The sequence below is a fragment of the Xanthomonas axonopodis genome, assembly GCF_001304695.1.
Lineage (GTDB): Bacteria > Pseudomonadota > Gammaproteobacteria > Xanthomonadales > Xanthomonadaceae > Xanthomonas > Xanthomonas axonopodis.
Map to the genome: position 1 here is coordinate 42,099 of NZ_JFAQ01000008.1, position 15,746 is coordinate 57,844.

General features: G+C 64.0%; 7 protein-coding genes, 1 other RNA gene and 4 pseudogenes. 4 read left to right on the top strand and 8 right to left on the bottom strand.

Translation table 11 applies throughout. The features are described 5' to 3' along the window. Positions 1–19 precede the first annotated feature (19 nt). Entirely contained in the window at positions 20–637 is a 618-nt protein-coding gene (gene thiE / locus XAXN_RS00505) for a thiamine phosphate synthase (protein ID WP_054318095.1), read from the top strand. 821 nt (positions 638–1,458) lie between these two features. On the opposite strand, the pseudogene XAXN_RS22315 reads toward thiE, so the two are convergent. Next, positions 1,459–4,635: pseudogene (locus XAXN_RS22315) on the bottom strand (TonB-dependent receptor domain-containing protein). A 272-nt stretch (positions 4,636–4,907) separates the two neighbouring features. Between XAXN_RS22315 and hemL the strand changes: the two are divergent. After that, positions 4,908–6,197: a glutamate-1-semialdehyde 2,1-aminomutase gene (gene hemL, locus XAXN_RS00515; protein WP_054318096.1), complete on the top strand. Its 1,290-nt coding sequence runs from the start codon at positions 4,908–4,910 to the stop codon at positions 6,195–6,197. A gap of 79 nt (positions 6,198–6,276) precedes the next feature. Here the strand turns inward: hemL and XAXN_RS20140 are convergent. Continuing rightward, positions 6,277–6,352, bottom strand: a non-coding RNA gene (locus XAXN_RS20140) — sX9 sRNA. Positions 6,353–7,345: 993 nt separating this feature from the next. On the opposite strand from XAXN_RS20140, the pseudogene XAXN_RS23560 reads away from it, so the two are divergent. After that, positions 7,346–8,170: pseudogene (locus XAXN_RS23560) on the top strand (helix-turn-helix transcriptional regulator); the annotation flags it as partial. Positions 8,171–8,253: 83 nt separating this feature from the next. Here the strand turns inward: XAXN_RS23560 and azu are convergent. From azu to XAXN_RS00555, 6 genes and pseudogenes are all read right to left on the bottom strand, one after another. Continuing rightward, positions 8,254–8,703, bottom strand: a complete 450-nt coding sequence (azu, locus tag XAXN_RS00530; RefSeq protein WP_054318098.1) for an azurin — start codon at positions 8,701–8,703, stop codon at positions 8,254–8,256. 158 nt (positions 8,704–8,861) lie between these two features. Next, positions 8,862–10,058, bottom strand: coding sequence for a pyridoxal phosphate-dependent aminotransferase (locus XAXN_RS00535; protein WP_054318099.1), 1,197 nt, complete (start codon positions 10,056–10,058; stop codon positions 8,862–8,864). A gap of 29 nt (positions 10,059–10,087) precedes the next feature. Continuing rightward, positions 10,088–10,591, bottom strand: a pseudogene (locus XAXN_RS00540) (RidA family protein). A 24-nt stretch (positions 10,592–10,615) separates the two neighbouring features. After that, on the bottom strand, positions 10,616–11,041 hold the full coding sequence (locus XAXN_RS00545) for a c-type cytochrome (protein WP_054318100.1): 426 nt from the start codon (positions 11,039–11,041) through the stop codon (positions 10,616–10,618). Continuing rightward, positions 11,038–12,645: pseudogene (locus XAXN_RS00550) on the bottom strand (flavin monoamine oxidase family protein). The gene XAXN_RS00545 and the pseudogene XAXN_RS00550 overlap by 4 nt, the downstream one beginning before the upstream one ends. A gap of 69 nt (positions 12,646–12,714) precedes the next feature. Next, positions 12,715–14,592: a TonB-dependent receptor gene (locus XAXN_RS00555; protein ID WP_174515557.1), complete on the bottom strand. Its 1,878-nt coding sequence runs from the start codon at positions 14,590–14,592 to the stop codon at positions 12,715–12,717. Positions 14,593–14,891: 299 nt separating this feature from the next. On the opposite strand from XAXN_RS00555, the gene XAXN_RS00560 reads away from it, so the two are divergent. Beyond that, positions 14,892–15,509, top strand: a complete 618-nt coding sequence (locus XAXN_RS00560) for an HAD-IA family hydrolase (RefSeq protein WP_054318102.1) — start codon at positions 14,892–14,894, stop codon at positions 15,507–15,509. Positions 15,510–15,746 lie beyond the last annotated feature (237 nt).

Genomic DNA, 15,746 nt, shown 5'->3' on the forward strand with positions numbered 1-15,746 from the left:
CGCTTTCGGAAGCGTTGCCATGCCCAACCGTCTCAACGTTCGCGGCGTCTATCTGATCACCCCCGACGAGCCCAACACGCAGCGCCTGCTCCTGCGGACGGTGCCGTTGCTGGGGTCGATTACCTGGCTGCAATACCGCAACAAGCAGGCGGATGCCGCGCTGCGGCTGCGCCAGGCCGGTGCCTTGCACGAGGCATGCGCGGCGCATGGCGTGCCGTTGATCATCAACGACGATGCGCAGCTGGCGGCGCAAGTCGGTGCGCAAGGCGTGCATCTGGGCGAAGACGATGGCGACGTGGCGGCAGCGCGCGCGCTGCTGGGCGAGCTGGCCATCATCGGCGTGTCGTGCTACGACGATATCGAGCGCGCGCACGCCGCAGCGAAAGCGGGCGCCAGTTATGTGGCCTTCGGTGCATTTTTCCCGACCACCACCAAGCAGACCACCCGGCGCGCGACGTCTGCATTGCTGCAGCAGGTAGCCGAACTCGACCTGCCGCGCGTCGCGATTGGCGGCATTGGGCCTGCGCAGGTGCCTGCACTGGTGAGTGCGGGTGCGGACTTGATTGCCGTGGTCAGTGGCGTTTACGCAGCGCCTGATCCGGTTGCCGCGGTGCAGGCGTATCGCGCCGGGTTTTAGCGAACGGCACTGCTGCGCAGCCGCCTACGGGCACGGCTGCTACTTGAAGTCGGCAGGTACCGCCCGTGCGCTCCGGTTCCTCCGTCCCTTCCGTACGGTCACGCCCTCCCGACGACTGCTCGCTGCGTTCTTCAGCCGCTGTGCGGCAGCTTTTTTCAGACAATGAAGCTGAAGCCGCTGCTTAGTCGTCCAGCCTTCCGTCCGCTTAAAGAGACGGGGCATTTTTGTTCCATTTGCTTGATTACAAGAGCTAGCCGCGTCGAGTGCGCAGTGCCCTCGCCGCTTGCGGGGGATACGCTGCAAGTACGTCCGGGTAGGCTCGATGGCGGCATCCATGCCGCCAACGGTCCCGCAAGCGGCGAGGACACGGCACCAGACAATTGGTCGGCGGCTCAAGAGAGCAGCCCGTCGTACGAGGGCGGCGCGAGCCCCCTCTTGAGCGCTGCAAGCTGACCGCGTCCAGTCCAAGACGGCGCACATCGCTTATCGCTTGCATTGACACACCGACCATCTTCACTGGTCGTTGCCCGCTCACCGTCGCGGGACCCTTGGCGGCATGGATGCCGCCACGAAGCCGACAAGGACGTACTTGCGGCGTGTCCCGCGATGGCGGGCGGGCAAGGGCCCTTCAGCAAAAAATCAGATGTGCCGCTCCCAGGCACGCAAGGCTTGACGACCATGCGCTCGGCCAGGCAGCTTAAGCCGTGTTTTCTCACTCACCAAGTCAGAGCGATACCGATATTGAGCGCCATCCCCTAAAACAAACAGCCACGTGTGCCATCACACGTCGCTGCCGGAACTGCCGTGATCGCGTAGCGCGATTAAAAGTCGTAGCTCAACGTCACCCGACCCGAGCGTGGCGCCTGATAGGCGACGACCTGGTCCCATAGCGGGTTGGTGGTGTTGTCGGGCAATTGCGAGAACGGGTAGATGTTGGTCGCGGTCTGCTTGTTGGTGATGTTGAACACGTCCAGGCGCAACGCCAGCTTGCCATCTGCAAATGCCGGCTTGTAGGTCACGCCCATATCCAGCTGCGCGATCCAGCCCAGGCGCCCCTGCTAGCCGGGAGGCGATGCCACGCCGATGCCGGTGGCCGGGTAGCAGTAGTGGTACGGGCCACCGGTAATTGCACTGCCGCCATAGCCGGCCGGATCGCGGCCGCTGTATTCGGTCCCGTAGTAGTTGCCCAGGCAGTTGTGCGGCGCGCCGGAAATCAGGCTGAAATTGGCCGATGCGCCCCATTGTGGGGTGAATTGGTAGAACCCGAACAGCTTGAGCTGATGGCGATGATCGTTGGACTGATCGCCGTTGAAGTGTTCCATCAACGCCGGGTGGTCCCAGCTCTGCGTGGTCGAGACCGAGGCCTGCCCCTGATAGCTGCTCAGCGCGCCGCCGGTACGCCACAGATCCGAACGCACCTGGCCCTCGGTGGTGCCGTAGCTGTGCGACCAGACGTAATTGACCTTGGCATACCACTTGCCGTCGAACGGACGCTCCAGATTGAATTCCACCGCCGAATAATTGCGCTTGAACTTCGGAAAACCTGCCGCCTCACGGCTCACCGACACTTCGTGGAATTGGCCATCGGTGCCGATCACTCCCCAGGTATTGGTCTGGCCCGGATTGATCAACGATGCGCCCGCCACCTTGGAGAAATCGATGGTCACGCCTTGCGCCGCTGCCGCATCGATCAACGCGGTGTTGGAGACATCGTAGTTCTGGTCGTCGATGCCGGCATTGAGGCGGCGATGAGTGCCGCGCACGCCCAGCACCCAGCCGCTATCGAGTTGCTTGGTAAATCCGAGGATGAGTTCGTCCTGGTTTTCGCCTTCGATGTCCTTGGCCACGGCGGTGCGTACATCGGCGATGCGACCGAAGCGGGAATTGGCCGACACCGCCGAACCCAGTTGCTGCGCCAGGATCGGCGTGCCGTCGGCATTGATGCCGCTATAGGTGAAGTAGGTATCGGTGGTCGTGGCCGGGGTGAACAGACTCACCGCCGATAGCGGCAGGCCGAGGTAATAACGGCCAAGGTTACCGAAGACCTTCAAGCTGGAATCGCCATTGACGTCCCAGCTAAAACCAAGGCGCGGCGCCCACGCATTGTCGATCTCGATGTAGGGATCGCCGAACGGGGTGTAGTTGGTGAACTCGTCCTTGCGCAGGCCCAGGCTCAGCAGCAGATTGTCGGTGACCTGCCACTTGTCTTCGATGTAGTAGGCGTGTTGCTTGGCTTCGTACGAATACAGGCTGGTGTTGATGTTGCGCACCACGTAGTAGCCACTGGATCCGTTGACCGGATCCACCAGCGCCGGGCTCGGCGCACCGATGCCGCCGGCTTCGTTGGCCGACTGGCTGACCAGACCGCCGGTGGCCAACCCGTACGGGTCATTGGTCTGTCCGTAGGTCCAGGCAAACCCGGGGCCAGAGAGGATCGAGCCGACATCGATGCCTTCTGACTTCTGGTTGTCGATGCCGAAGTTGAGCGTGTGGTGGCCGATGCGCCATTCCAGATTCAGGCGCTGGTTGTCTTTTTTGTATTCGCGGTCGGGCGAGCTGACCGAGGTGACCAGCTGATTGCCGATGCGCGGTGTGCCGCCGGTGTAGGCAGGATTCTGCAATGCGGCGCTGTTGATCACCGGGCCGCCAGCCGGGTCGTAGTTGAACGGCGTCAGTTCGTCCGGCGTTCTCATCTTGCCGTACAGGGTGGTCACGGTGAGGTTGTCGCTCAGATAGCCGGTGTACTTGCCGGTGAACAGCGTCGGCCCGGTCTTCCAGGTGGATTCGTCGGTGAAGTAGGCGCCACGCTCACGCGCGACATAGTCGTAGCGATAGATCGAGCCGTTGGTTTCGGCGACGTCGCTGGCACCGGTCACCTCGATCAGGTGGTTGTCGGTGATGTTCCAGTCCACCTTGGCGTACCAGCGTTTCTGCTTGTAGTCTTAGTCGGTGAGGCCGCCGGTGCGGCCATTGTCGGTGTCCCGATTGGTGCCCACGCGCACGCCGTCAGAGTTCACCTGCTCGGCGGCCAGGAAGAAGAACAGCTTGTCCTGGATGATCGGTCCGCCGACATAGGCGCTGTAGGTGGTCTGGTTGGCCTCGGCCTCGCTGGCGGGCTGGTACAGGCCATTGGCAGCACGCGCATAACGGTAGGCGGCGTTGTTGATGGTGCTGCCCTGGCTGTCCGGGCGCCAGTAGATGTCGCGCTGGTTGGCCTTGAGACCATTCGGCTCCCAGATCACTGCGGCGCCGAACTTCCATTCGTTGGTGCCGCGCTTGCCGATCTGGTTGATCACGCCGCCGTTGGCGCGGCCGTACTGCGCGCCATAGCCGCCGGTAAAGATTTCCTGCTGGTCGATGGCGCCGTAAGGCAGGGTCAGCCCGCCCAGGTTGTTGCTGATGGTGGTGGTGTTGAAACCGTTGAGGTAGTAGGCGTTTTCGCTGGCGGCCGAGCCGCCGAAGCTGGGGAGCGAGCCGCCAAGCGGACCGTTGTCGAAGCCGCCGCTGTTGACCACCACGCCCGGTGCCAGCAACGCGATCGCTTCGGCGGTGCGGCCCAGCGGCAGTTGCTGTAACTGCTCGGCGGTGACGACGGTGCGCGTATCCACGCTGCTGACGTCGATGGTGGTGAGGCTGGCGGCGCTGACGGTCACGCTGTCCAGGGTCTGCATGCCGCTCCCCGCGGCGTTGGCAGCGAACGACACGTCGGTATTGGCCCCCACGGTGATGGCAACGTTCTCGCGCGTTTCCACCACCGCGCCGTCGCGCTTGACCGTCACTTTGTAGGTGCCCAGCGGCAGATTGCCGGCGGTGTAGCGGCCGCGCGCGTCCACCGGCACCTCGCGGCTGAAGCCGCTGTTGTTTTCCACCAGCACGCTCGTGCCACTGCCCTGGCCCACGCTGCCGACGATGCTGCCGGTGGTGGACTGCGCGTGGACGCTGCCCATGGCCACGACCAATGCCAATGCCAAGGCACGCTTCTGGATACTACGGTTCATGCTCTCTCCCAAGGTCTTGAACTGTCGGCAAGGCGACAAACGAACGGTGCCAATGGCCCCGAATCACACTTTCTGAACATCTGCAGCCCGATGCCAATGACGGCGCGCCATCAGCTCATTCCAAACTGTCGATCACGTCGCCTTCGATCATAGTTCCCCTACCAGCCCGCTCCGACGGGTAGGCGCGCAAGGCCGCAGGCCTGACAATGGCGAACGCGATGCCCGCTGCCGGGCGTCGATGCCTCCAATCGGTACTCCTCAAGGATCTGCGCATGAACCATTCCCGCTCCCACGCCCTGTTCGCCCAGGCGCAGACCTTGCTACCCGGCGGCGTCAACTCGCCGGTACGGGCGTTCAAGTCGGTCGGCGGCGAGCCGTTCTTCGTGGCGCGTGCCGATGGCCCGTATCTGTTCGATGTGGACGACAACCGCTACATCGACTACGTGGGCTCGTGGGGGCCGATGATTGCCGGGCACAACCACCCGGCCGTGCGCGAAGCGGTCGAGCGCGCGATCGGCAACGGGCTGTCGTTCGGGGCACCGTGCCCAGCCGAAGTGACGATGGCGCAGACCATTACCCGGCTGGTGCCCTCCTGCGAGATGGTGCGCATGGTCAACTCCGGCACCGAGACCACGCTGTCGGCGGTGCGCCTGGCGCGTGGCGCCACCGGACGCAATCGCATCATCAAGTTCGAAGGCTGTTATCACGGCCACGGCGACTCGTTTCTGGTCAAGGCCGGCAGCGGCATGCTGACTCTGGGCGTACCGACCTCGCCCGGCGTACCCGCAGGGCTGAGCGAGCTGACCGCCACGCTGAGCTTCAACGACTTCGAGGGCGCCACTGCGCTGTTCGACGAGATCGGTGCGGAGGTGGCGGCGGTGATCATCGAGCCGGTGGTCGGCAACGCCAACTGTATTCCACCGCAGGCCGGCTATCTGCAGCATCTGCGCACGCTGTGCACGCGGCACGGCGCGCTGCTGATCTTCGACGAGGTGATGACCGGCTTCCGCGTTGCGCTCGGTGGTGCGCAGGCACATTACGGCGTCACCCCGGACCTGACCACCTTCGGCAAGATCATCGGCGGCGGCATGCCGGTGGGCGCGTACGGCGGCCGCCGCGACTTGATGGAGCAGGTTGCTCCGGCCGGGCCGATCTACCAGGCCGGCACCTTGTCGGGCAACCCGGTGGCCATGGCCGCCGGCCTGGCGATGCTGGAACTGGTGCAGGAGCCAGGCTTCCATGCGCGCCTGAACGAGGCCACCAGCATGTTGTGCGAAGGCCTGGAAGATGCCGCGCGCGCAGCCGGCATTGCCATCACCACCAACCAGGTCGGCGGCATGTTCGGGCTGTTCTTCACCGACGACATCGTGGAGAGCTACGCACAGGCCACGGCGTGCGACATCACCAGCTTCAACCGCTTCTTCCACGCGATGCTGCAGCGGGGCGTGTACCTGGCGCCCTCGGCGTACGAAGCCGGCTTCATGTCCAGCGCACACGACGAGGCGGTGATCGAAGCCACCCTGGCAGCGGCGCGCGAGGCGTTTGCGGAAGTGGCGCGCTGATTGGCGGGGAATGGGGAATCGGTTAGCGCGCAGCTTTGAGGGTCTGCGGTGCGGCGTGATCGTGCCGCTGTTTTAGAGTGGCTAACAAAACGTAGCGAGCGGTCGTCAGGTGGGCGTGGACGGCGCACAGGAACCGGAGTGTACGAGGGGTACATGAGGATTCCGAGCACCGGCCGCGCCCGCCTGGCGGCTGCGCAGTAGTTTTGTTAGCCGCTCTTAGTGGCCCAGGAGGTTGGCCAGGTCTGCTTCACCGGAGCTGCATGTGGGCCTGACTGTGCAGGTAGTGCGTGTCGTCTGTGCCAGCAGCACCTGCAAGGCGGTGCGCGTGACAACGAGACGCTGGAGCTGCGCGTTGGTGCCTCTGAATGCGCCCCACCGGCGCCTGGCGACCTCTAGCGGTCCTTGATCCTGCATACAAGCAGGCGCATCTGCCGCGATGAAGCTCCCGACTGGGCGCAGCTCACTTTGCTTTTGTCCTATGGCTGTCATATGTTTCTGAAAGGTGCTCAGGGACGGGCATCGGTGGGGACCCTCGAAGCAGCCGCTGCACCGTCGTTGCCGAATCCGGTGATCATGCTGCATTGCCGCTGGTTCACCCCGATCTGCAGCGTGTCGAGCAGGCACGCTGCCGACGCTTGATACGGCCGCCCTCGTCTCATGCTCACGCCTGTTGCGCTGCTCGCTCCGCGCCCGTCACCCTCGCGCGACCCCGTGATTCCCGATTGGCTGCTTGCCGGCACGCTGGAGCCTGCGTTGCCGCGCCCCGGCGCGGTGGCACGGGGTGCACTGCTGGCTGCGCTGGATCAGGCGCAGGCACGCCCGCTGACGCTCTTGCTTCCCACCCGGTTTTGGCAAGACCACGCTGCTGACGCAGTGGCATGCGCACCTGAGTACGCGAGAGCAGTGCGCGGTGGCATGGCTGTCGCTGGACGAAGAAGATGCCGACGCTGCGCGTTTTCTCGGCCATCTTGCGCTGGCGCTGCAGAACGCAGGTGCCGACCATGCGCTGTGCGCCACGGTGCTGCACAACCGCGACCAGGACTCGCGCGAGGCGGTGGCATTGCTGATTCGCGCGCTGCGCGCGGCGCCCCGCCGCATCAGCGTGATTCTCGACGACTACGACCGACTCGGCAGCAGCCCTGTCGATGAGCGGACGCAGTGCATTGCTGTTGCTGGAGCATATCGAACAGATCGCACACGGGCGCAAGCTGGCGTGCTTGTCGGAACTGGCTGCAGCATGGCGACGGATGCTGTTGCTGGAACATCCAGGCAATGCCGCCATCGATGTGCTGATCGCACGTACCGGCGCCGAATCCGGCCTGGCGCACACCTTGCGCTCGGCACACCGCTGGCACGATCGCGCGGCGATGGGCTTCGCACTGGCCCGCTGGCATCGCCTGGCCGGGCGCAGCAGCGCAGCGCTGAGCATCCTCGGGCAGATCGAGCAGGCGTGCCTTGTCAACGACAATGTCTGCCATCTGGCGCGCACCCGTGCGCGTATCGCGCTGGTACTGCAACAACGCGGCGAACTGGTCGCCGGCCTGCCGTATCTGTACAGCGCGCTGGACCATGTCGCCCTCACGCAAAGCTGGCAGGCGATCGTGGAACTGGGCTTGCCGGCCAAGGCGATGCTGCGCTCGCTCCGCCAGCACGACCCGCAGACCGTTGGCGGCACCACGCGTGCATTGACCATCCAGGCCTTGCTCGAACGCCTCAGCGGCGACGACGACCCGGCCGGCGACATCATCAGCGAGCGCGAACTGGAAGTACTGGCGCAACTGGCGCGCGGCGATTCCAACAAGCAGATCGCACGCTGCCTGCATCTGTCGGAAAACACGGTCAAATTCCACCTGAAAAACCTGTACCGCAAGCTCGACGCGCGCAGTCGCGAAAGCGCGCTTGCGCAAGCATTGCAACGCGGGCTGTTGCGTGGAAGCGACCGGCATGCAGATCAGCCGGCGCGACCTGACTGAACCAGAGCTACAAGCATCGCGCGTTCAATGCGGCTTTGCACGTATGGCGGCAAGGCCTGACAGCGTTGGCCGCCCCACTTACATCACCCGAACGTCAGCGTGCCCTTCATCATCGCCCAGTGGCCGGGGAACGAGCAGAAGAACGTGTAGTGGGCGCCCTTGCTCAGCTTGCTGGTGGGAAAACTCACCGTAGTGCTGTCGCCGCCGCCGATGACCTTGGTGTGCGCAATCACGCGCGCGTCGGCCTTGGGCAGATAACTGTCGGCAATGGTCGAACGTAGGCCTGCATTGGCCACCGCCGGGAAATCGGCAGACTTGGTCAACACCCAGTTGTGCCCCATGACGGTGGCAGCCATCTTGCCGGAATGCTTGAGCGTGAGCTCCACCTGCGTGCACTCGGGCGCAAGCTTGATCGCGCTCTGGTCGAACTTCATTTGATCGTTGCCGGTGATGGTCACCGCGCACGCCCGTGCCCATGCCGTCGGCGCCATCAGCGCCAGCGCACACACAGCAATCGTGGAAAACAGCTTCAAGAGAACACTCCTGCGTTGGGAAGTTGCAGCACAGTGGATGCGGCGGTGAGAGCGATAGCCGACAGTGCCAGGGTAGCCGATGCACAATCGGCAGTGCATCACGCCCGCATCAGCTGCGCAGCAGGCGCATCGACCGAGCGCTCCGTCGCACGCCGGCCTTACGCGTAACGGAAAAACGCATCCATCGGATCGGCCACTGCAGTCTCCACGCTCGGCACCGGCAACGGGCCGCGTTTTCCGGCAATGACCTGCACGAATGCGTGTTTGAAGCGCGCCATTTCCGCATCGGTGCCCACCGTAATGCGCGACCAGGTTGGCCACACCGGCCAGCTGCGGCCGATGAACACGCCGTGGGTGGCCATATCGTCCTTGAAGCCCGCTGCCGGGCGCTTCACATCGACCATAAAGCAATTGCTCTCCGAGGCAGTGCACGCAAAGCCCTGCCTGGCAAGAAAGTCCATCACGTCCGTTCGGGTAGCGGCCGTACGCGCGCGCCGTTGCGGCACCAGCGCCGGATCGCGCAGGCTGGCCAGCCCGGCGGCGGTGACCGGCAAGCTGTTGACGCTGTAGAACTTCAGCTTGGCCAGCAGGTCCGGGCGCGCCGCCGCATAGCTCAGGCGGATGCCGGCCATGCCATAGAGCTTGGAGAAGATGCGCAACACCACCACGTCTTCGCCTGCGGCAACCATGTCGACCACGCTGCGCGTGCTCTGCGCAAAATGGATGTAGGCCTCGTCCACCACCAACACGCTGCCTTTGGGCTTGTGCGCCAACGCGTAATCCAGATCCTTGCGAGCGGTGACCGAGCCGGTGGGGTTGTTGGGATTGCAGATGTAGATCACGCCAGCGTTGGCATCGGCCGCGCACATGGCCTGTACATCGTGCGAAAAATCCTTGCGCAGCTGCACCTTGATCAAGCGCGCGCCATTGCGGGTTGCCGCACGCCAGCCGGATTCGTAGGTGGGGTCGGCAGTGACCAATGCGGCGCTGGGCGAGGTGAACGCCAGCATCGTGTAGTCGAGCGGCTCGGTGGACCCGGCATACGCCATCAGATGATCCACCGGCAGCGTGAGCTCGGCAGCCAGGGTGGTCATCAATTCCGTCTGTACCTGGCGCAGATACCGCCCGCCTTGCGGCGCGATCTGCGCGATGGCCTTTACTGCAGCAGTAGACGGTCCATCCGGAAATTCATTGGAGTCGATCATTACCGGTGCCAGCGCCGTTGCCGGTGTGGGCGTGATGGCAGTGGAGCGCTCGACGGCGCTGGCCAGCAGCGGCAGGCTGCCGGTACCGGCGGCGCCGGCAAACAGCGCGGAGTCGCGCAGAAACGCGCTGCGCGAAAGAGCAGTGTTCATACAACCTCCAGCAGGATGACAACGCGGACTCAAGGGCGCACAGCGACAACTTCGATCTCGACCCGGTACAGCGGGTTGCCCAATGCTGCGATCTGGAATGCCGAGCGCGCCGGCAGGTTGGGTTGCTCCTTGGTCCCGAAGAACTGGCAATACCCTTCCATGAAACCGTTGAAATCCATCTTGCCGCCCATCGCCGGATCGGCGACCAGAAACACCTGCATCTTCACCACATCGCCCATGCCCAACCCAATCGTGCCCAGCTACTGCTTGATCTGGTTCAACACGCTCACCGTTTGCGCCTTGGTGTCGCCATAGGCGGCAGCGGAATCCTTCGGCGCACTGGTGTCGATCACCGCCGGCACCTTGCCGCTGACATACACCGTGGCCTTGCCGGCGGGAATTTCCACCGCCGCGGCAATGGGGAAATCGCTGTTGGGAATCTTGTGGCGGATCACCTCGGCGGCGTGCGCAGCGCCAAGACTGGCAGACCACAGCACTACGGCGCTAAGACCGGTCGTGATGGAACGGTGCATGGCAATTCCTTGTATGAGAGAGGATCAGTGGCGAAGCGATTTGACGTCGTCGATGGTCACGCGCTCGGCATAGTCGTTACCGAAGTGCGTGCGCACGTAGCTCACCACTTCGGCCACCTGGCGGTCGTCGAGCATGTCGGCAAACCCCGGCATCCCCGCGTGGCCGTCGAGCACCATCATGGTCACGTACGGGCCGGCAGCCAGCTTGGGGGTGCTGGCAAGCGCAGGATAGTCGCCGGCACCTTGCGCGCCATGGCCGGCCGGCAGATGGCAGTCCTGGCAGATCGCCTGGTAAACGTCCTGACCGGAGGCCTTGGCAAAGCCTTGCTGCGGAAACAGCTGGGTGGCATCGGAACTCTGCGCCTGCGCATCGCGCACGTTGGGCGGCAGCAACAAGGCAAGAATGGCGAGCGCGACGGTGGCGCCGCACGCTCTTGGCAGCAGACTCATGCGCGCGCTCCGTGGGCAATGATCTTGCGATGCAGGCGGCCAATGACATCGTGTGCCGACAGAATGGCACCCTCCTGCCAGGCCGGAATGTACGACACGTGCTCGCCGGCCAGCGCCAGGCGGCCGTCGATCTGGCACAGCGGTTCGTAATGCTCGGCGCGCGCCTGCTCGGTCCACATGCCGAAGCAGCCGTGCGTGAAGGGCACGCGGTGCCAGCCGACCGCAATGCCGTTTTCGAATTCGCGCGGATATTGCGGATGCAGCTGGGTGCCGTATTCCACCGCCTTGCGCACGCGCTGCCCCGGTTACATCGCGGTGAACTGGTAAGCATCCAGCCCCCACACATAGGCACCGAGCAGCACGCCTTTGCCCGGGCTGTGGTAATTGGTGCTGGAATAACTGATCAAGGTGATCGGCAGATCGGTGTAACTGATGCCGCCGTAGATCGCTTCGTCTTCTTCCCAGAAACGGCGCTTGAATTGCAGGCCCACTTTCACCGATGCCGCGTAGGGCACCTTGCCGATCGCCGTGGTCATCGCATCGCTGGCAGTGACCGGTATGCGGCTGAGCACCGACAGCGGAATCGTGCAGATGCACCAGTCCGCAGTGGCAAGGCGTTCTTCGCCGCCGCGCGCCGCATCCTGCCAGGACACGCGCACGCCGCTGCCGTCCTGATCGATCTTGGTGACCTTGGCGTTGTAGGTGATGGCATTGCCCAGTTGACGCGCAAATGCCTTGCCGATCTGGTCCATGCCTCCCACCGGCTGGAACATGGTGGTCTGCATCTCGTAGTTGTTGCCGGCCGCCAGTGTGGTCCACAGGCGTGAGCGCAGCACGTCCTGCACGCTGAAAGGATCGGAAAATTCCAGCCTGCCCGACAAACCGCCACCGGGATAGCGCGCAAACCCGCGCCGCTCGCTGCTGTCCTTGCCTTTGACATACCCAAACTTCTGGTCGAGCGCGCCCCAGGTGCGCAGCGATTCCAGCAGCAGTTCCTGATCCTCGCAGCTGACGGCCGTGTCCAGGGCGTGTTGCTGCGTGCACTTGGCCAGCAACTCGGACACGTGGCCCTTGTAATCGGCGTCGATGGCGCGAAAGCGCTGCGGTTTTCCGCCGAAGCCTTTCTGGCTGTGCAGTAGCGCGTTGTAATTGACCTGGTTGAAGGCTTCCAGTGCCACGCCGAACTGCTTGCAGTAACTCAGCACTGCCTTGTGGTGATGCGGAATGCGCCATGGGCCGGGGTTGAGATACAGCCCGTCGTCGAACTGGCAATGCTGCGTGGCGCCACCCAACTCGGTGTAGCGGTCCCCACCACGCAGGGTCCAGTTACGCCCGCCGGGGCGGTCGTTGTATTCGAGCAGTTGCACGCGGTAACCGGCCTTGCGCAGTTCGAATGCGGCGCTCATGCCGGCCAAGCCGGCGCCCAGGATCAGGACCGAGGCGCCCTTGGGGTCGCCATCCAGTTGCAGTGGGCCTTTGAAATTGGATTCGGCCGCCATGCCCAGGCTGCTCATCGCCTGATACATCATTGCGCCGCCGGCGGTCATGCCGATGCGCGCCAGCAATTGCCGCCGCGTCATCGTTCCCGTGTGATTGCCTTGCATCAACGCACGTCCCCCGCATGTCATGGACTAACGCACGCGACCGGCAACCCTGCCGGCCGCGGCTGCACCTCAGAATGTGTAGGCCAGGCTGGCGAACAGCTGACGCGGTGCGATCAACTGATACGACCCGGAGCTTTCGTTGGTAAACACCGCACCGATCGCATCGTCCTTGTCGAACAGGTTGCAGACCGACAATTGCAGTCGGCCACCGACAAGAAACCCGCTGTCCCCGCCCTGATACCCGACGCTGCCGTTGACGATGAAGGTGGCATCCACCCGATCGGTATTGAGCGTGTCGCCGTAGCGCTTGCCGGTGTATTTGGTATCGAGGTTGGCAAAGAAATGCGCGCCTTCCCAACCGCCGTTGACGCTGAACATCACCTTCGGCGCATCCGGCACCGCGTTGCCTTTCACCTGCACCAGGTTGCCACTGACCGGGCCGAAATAATTGTCCGGGAATTCGGATGTGTTCCAGGTCAGCGACGCGCCCAACCGCCAGCCTGGCGCGAGCTTCCACATGCCGGAGACTTCCGCGCCATAGGTCTGCACATCGCCGACGTTGGCGTAGACGGTCGGTGCAACCACCAGCGGGGCCGGGTCGGTCAGCGCGATGATGCGGTTTTCGTAATCGATCCTGTAGGCAGCGAGATAGCCGCTCCACTGCATGGATTCGGCGCGGATACCGATGTCGATGTCGATGTTGGTGGACTCTTCCGGTGCGATATTCGGGTTGAATGCACCAGAGCTCAGCGCCAGCCGCGGCGCCGAGCTGAAGTTTTCCGCGCAGTTGGCGAACACCTGCACCCCCTCGGCAAGCTGGAAGCTGGTGCCGACCTGCGGCTGGAACCAATCGCTGTTCTTGATGGAGACATCGCGCCGCACACCAGCGTTGAAATCGTCGAGATTGGCGATGCCGTTGTAGTCGCGTTTGACAGCCAGCTCCTTGGCGCCGAATTCCATCGTGAGCCGGTCCTCGAGCAGGCGTAGCGTGTCCTTGATGTAGAGCTGCTTCACTTCGGTAGAGAAGTGGTTGTCGTAGTAGATCACGATCGGCAGCGCGCTTTTGAGCAATGCGCCGGTGGCCGGGTCCAGGTTGTACAGCGGGCGCACCTGATCGAAGTCGTAATTTTCGTACCACGCACCGACTTCGAGTTTGTTGTGCTCGGTTTCCCACGACACTGCGGTGGTTAGGCCATAGCGATCACCACCCATGATTTCTTCGCGCCGCGTCATCGCACCGACGTGGGTGACATTGCCGTTGGCATCGACGATCTGCGGGTCGTTGATGGCGATATCGGTGCGCCCCGGCATGCCGGCGATGGCATCGTTGTACAGGCCTGTCGCCGTGCTGGGCGGAGTGCCGCCGACGCCATACCCATGCTTGTTTTCGTAATAGCCGGTAAAGGTGAAGCCGACTGCATCGTTGAACAGAAAATCGCCGTGCAGGCTGAGCAGCGAGTCGCGTCGCCCGTTCTGCCATTCGCTGTAATGCTCGGCATCCACTTCCGGGTTGCCGGTGATGCGCTCATGCAGATCCCAGGACACCGAACCGTCGGAGATGTACGACTGCACGGTTTCGATCGGAATGCCGTCCAGGGTCACGCCGATCTGCTTGGCGGAAAGCCCGCGGATGGTCATCGAATCACCGAACTCATACAGCCCAAACGGGTCGGTGGTCTGCACGTTCACGCCGGGCAGGCTGGCCAACAGCTGCTGCGGCGCAACGCCGGGCACCTGCGCCTGGATCTCGTCCACCGAGATGGACGCGGTGGTGCGCGTGGAGCCGGTACCCGCCACGCTGACCGCATCGAGCGTGCGTGCGTCTTGCGCCAGTGCAGGCAAGGCCTGCGCGCCGGCCAGCAACAAGGTCATTGACGCCAGCGCGTGGCGCGGGCGGGCGGTGGCGAGGATGTCGGCGACCGAGGCCCCCAATTGATCGGTGTTCAAGCACTTTTGCATGCAATCAACCCATGGAGACGTGTGGCGTGCTGAGTGACCGGGCGCTCCCCCGGGACCGGCTGATACCGCGGATGCGGCGTGCAGTGACCATAACCAGCGCGATTGCTCGGCAACCACGGTGCGGCGGGTGGGGTCGGCGCAGGCGGGTAGGTCGCGACCGAATTCAAAACTCTGAATAGATAGCGCCACCACCTCTACCTGCGCGGAGGTCCTGCATTGCAGGTCTTGCGCGCTTGCCATGCCGCGCCGAATTGACAACGCTGCTCAGCCACCGTACGAGCACACCCATGTCGCCTGCACCACCGTCGCTGCTGTTGCTGGATTTCGATGGCGTGCTCGCGCACCACGCGCGGCCACGGCGCATGGCCGCGCTTGCAGCAGCGGCGCGTTGCTCACCGCAGCGCGTGCATGAGGTGTTGTTCGTGCAAGGTTTGGAGCGCACCTACGATGCTGGCGCGATCGGCACGCAGGCGTATCTGGCGCGTTTGAGCGAAGGGCTGAGGCAGCCGATCGATCGCGCAACCTGGATCGATACGCGCGTGGCGGCCTGCCGCGCCGACCCGTTGGTGGTGACACAGGTGCTGGCGGTGTCGACGACCACGGCGGTGGCAGTGCTTACCAATAACGGCCCGCTGATGGAAGAAGCGATCGAGCGGATCGTGCCATCGCTATTTCCGTTGTTGCGGGGCCGCGTGCTGTGCAGCGGCGCAATGGGCGGCCGCAAACCGGATGTGCCGGTCTATCAGCGCGCGCTTGCGCAACTCGAGCAACGTGCCGAACGCACGTTGTTTGTCGACGACCTGTTCGTCAACGTGCGTGGCGCACGCGCGGCCGGCCTGCACGCCGACACCGTGCGCGACGCCCGCGGATTGCGGCGGGTGCTGAAGCGGTACGGACTTGCATGAGACAAGGCCGCTCTCCCCACGGGGCGAGAAAGCACCGCATGCGTGCCCTGGCGCGCCCCGCGTCGCAAGCGGGGCCGGGACGTGGAACGGGGGGGCATAAGGGGACGGCGGAAGACAGCCATCCCACCCGGGAATCGGAAGACCACGCGGACGACATCACCGCAGGCCACACACCACGCATCCTCCAACACGCTTCTGGCCGGCATGGTGCCGGCCAGAGGGCGCGCGAGTACCGCC

Bases quoted from the DNA above. Each gene is read 5' to 3' on its own strand.
- hemL (WP_054318096.1), top strand. From the start codon at position 4,908: ATGAACCATTCCCGCTCCCACGCCCTGTTCGCCCAGGCGCAGACCTTG.
- XAXN_RS00535 (WP_054318099.1), bottom strand. From the start codon at position 10,058: ATGAACACTGCTCTTTCGCGCAGCGCGTTTCTGCGCGACTCCGCGCTG.
- XAXN_RS00560 (WP_054318102.1), top strand. From the start codon at position 14,892: ATGTCGCCTGCACCACCGTCGCTGCTGTTGCTGGATTTCGATGGCGTG.
- thiE (WP_054318095.1), top strand. From the start codon at position 20: ATGCCCAACCGTCTCAACGTTCGCGGCGTCTATCTGATCACCCCCGAC.
- XAXN_RS00545 (WP_054318100.1), bottom strand. From the start codon at position 11,041: ATGAGTCTGCTGCCAAGAGCGTGCGGCGCCACCGTCGCGCTCGCCATT.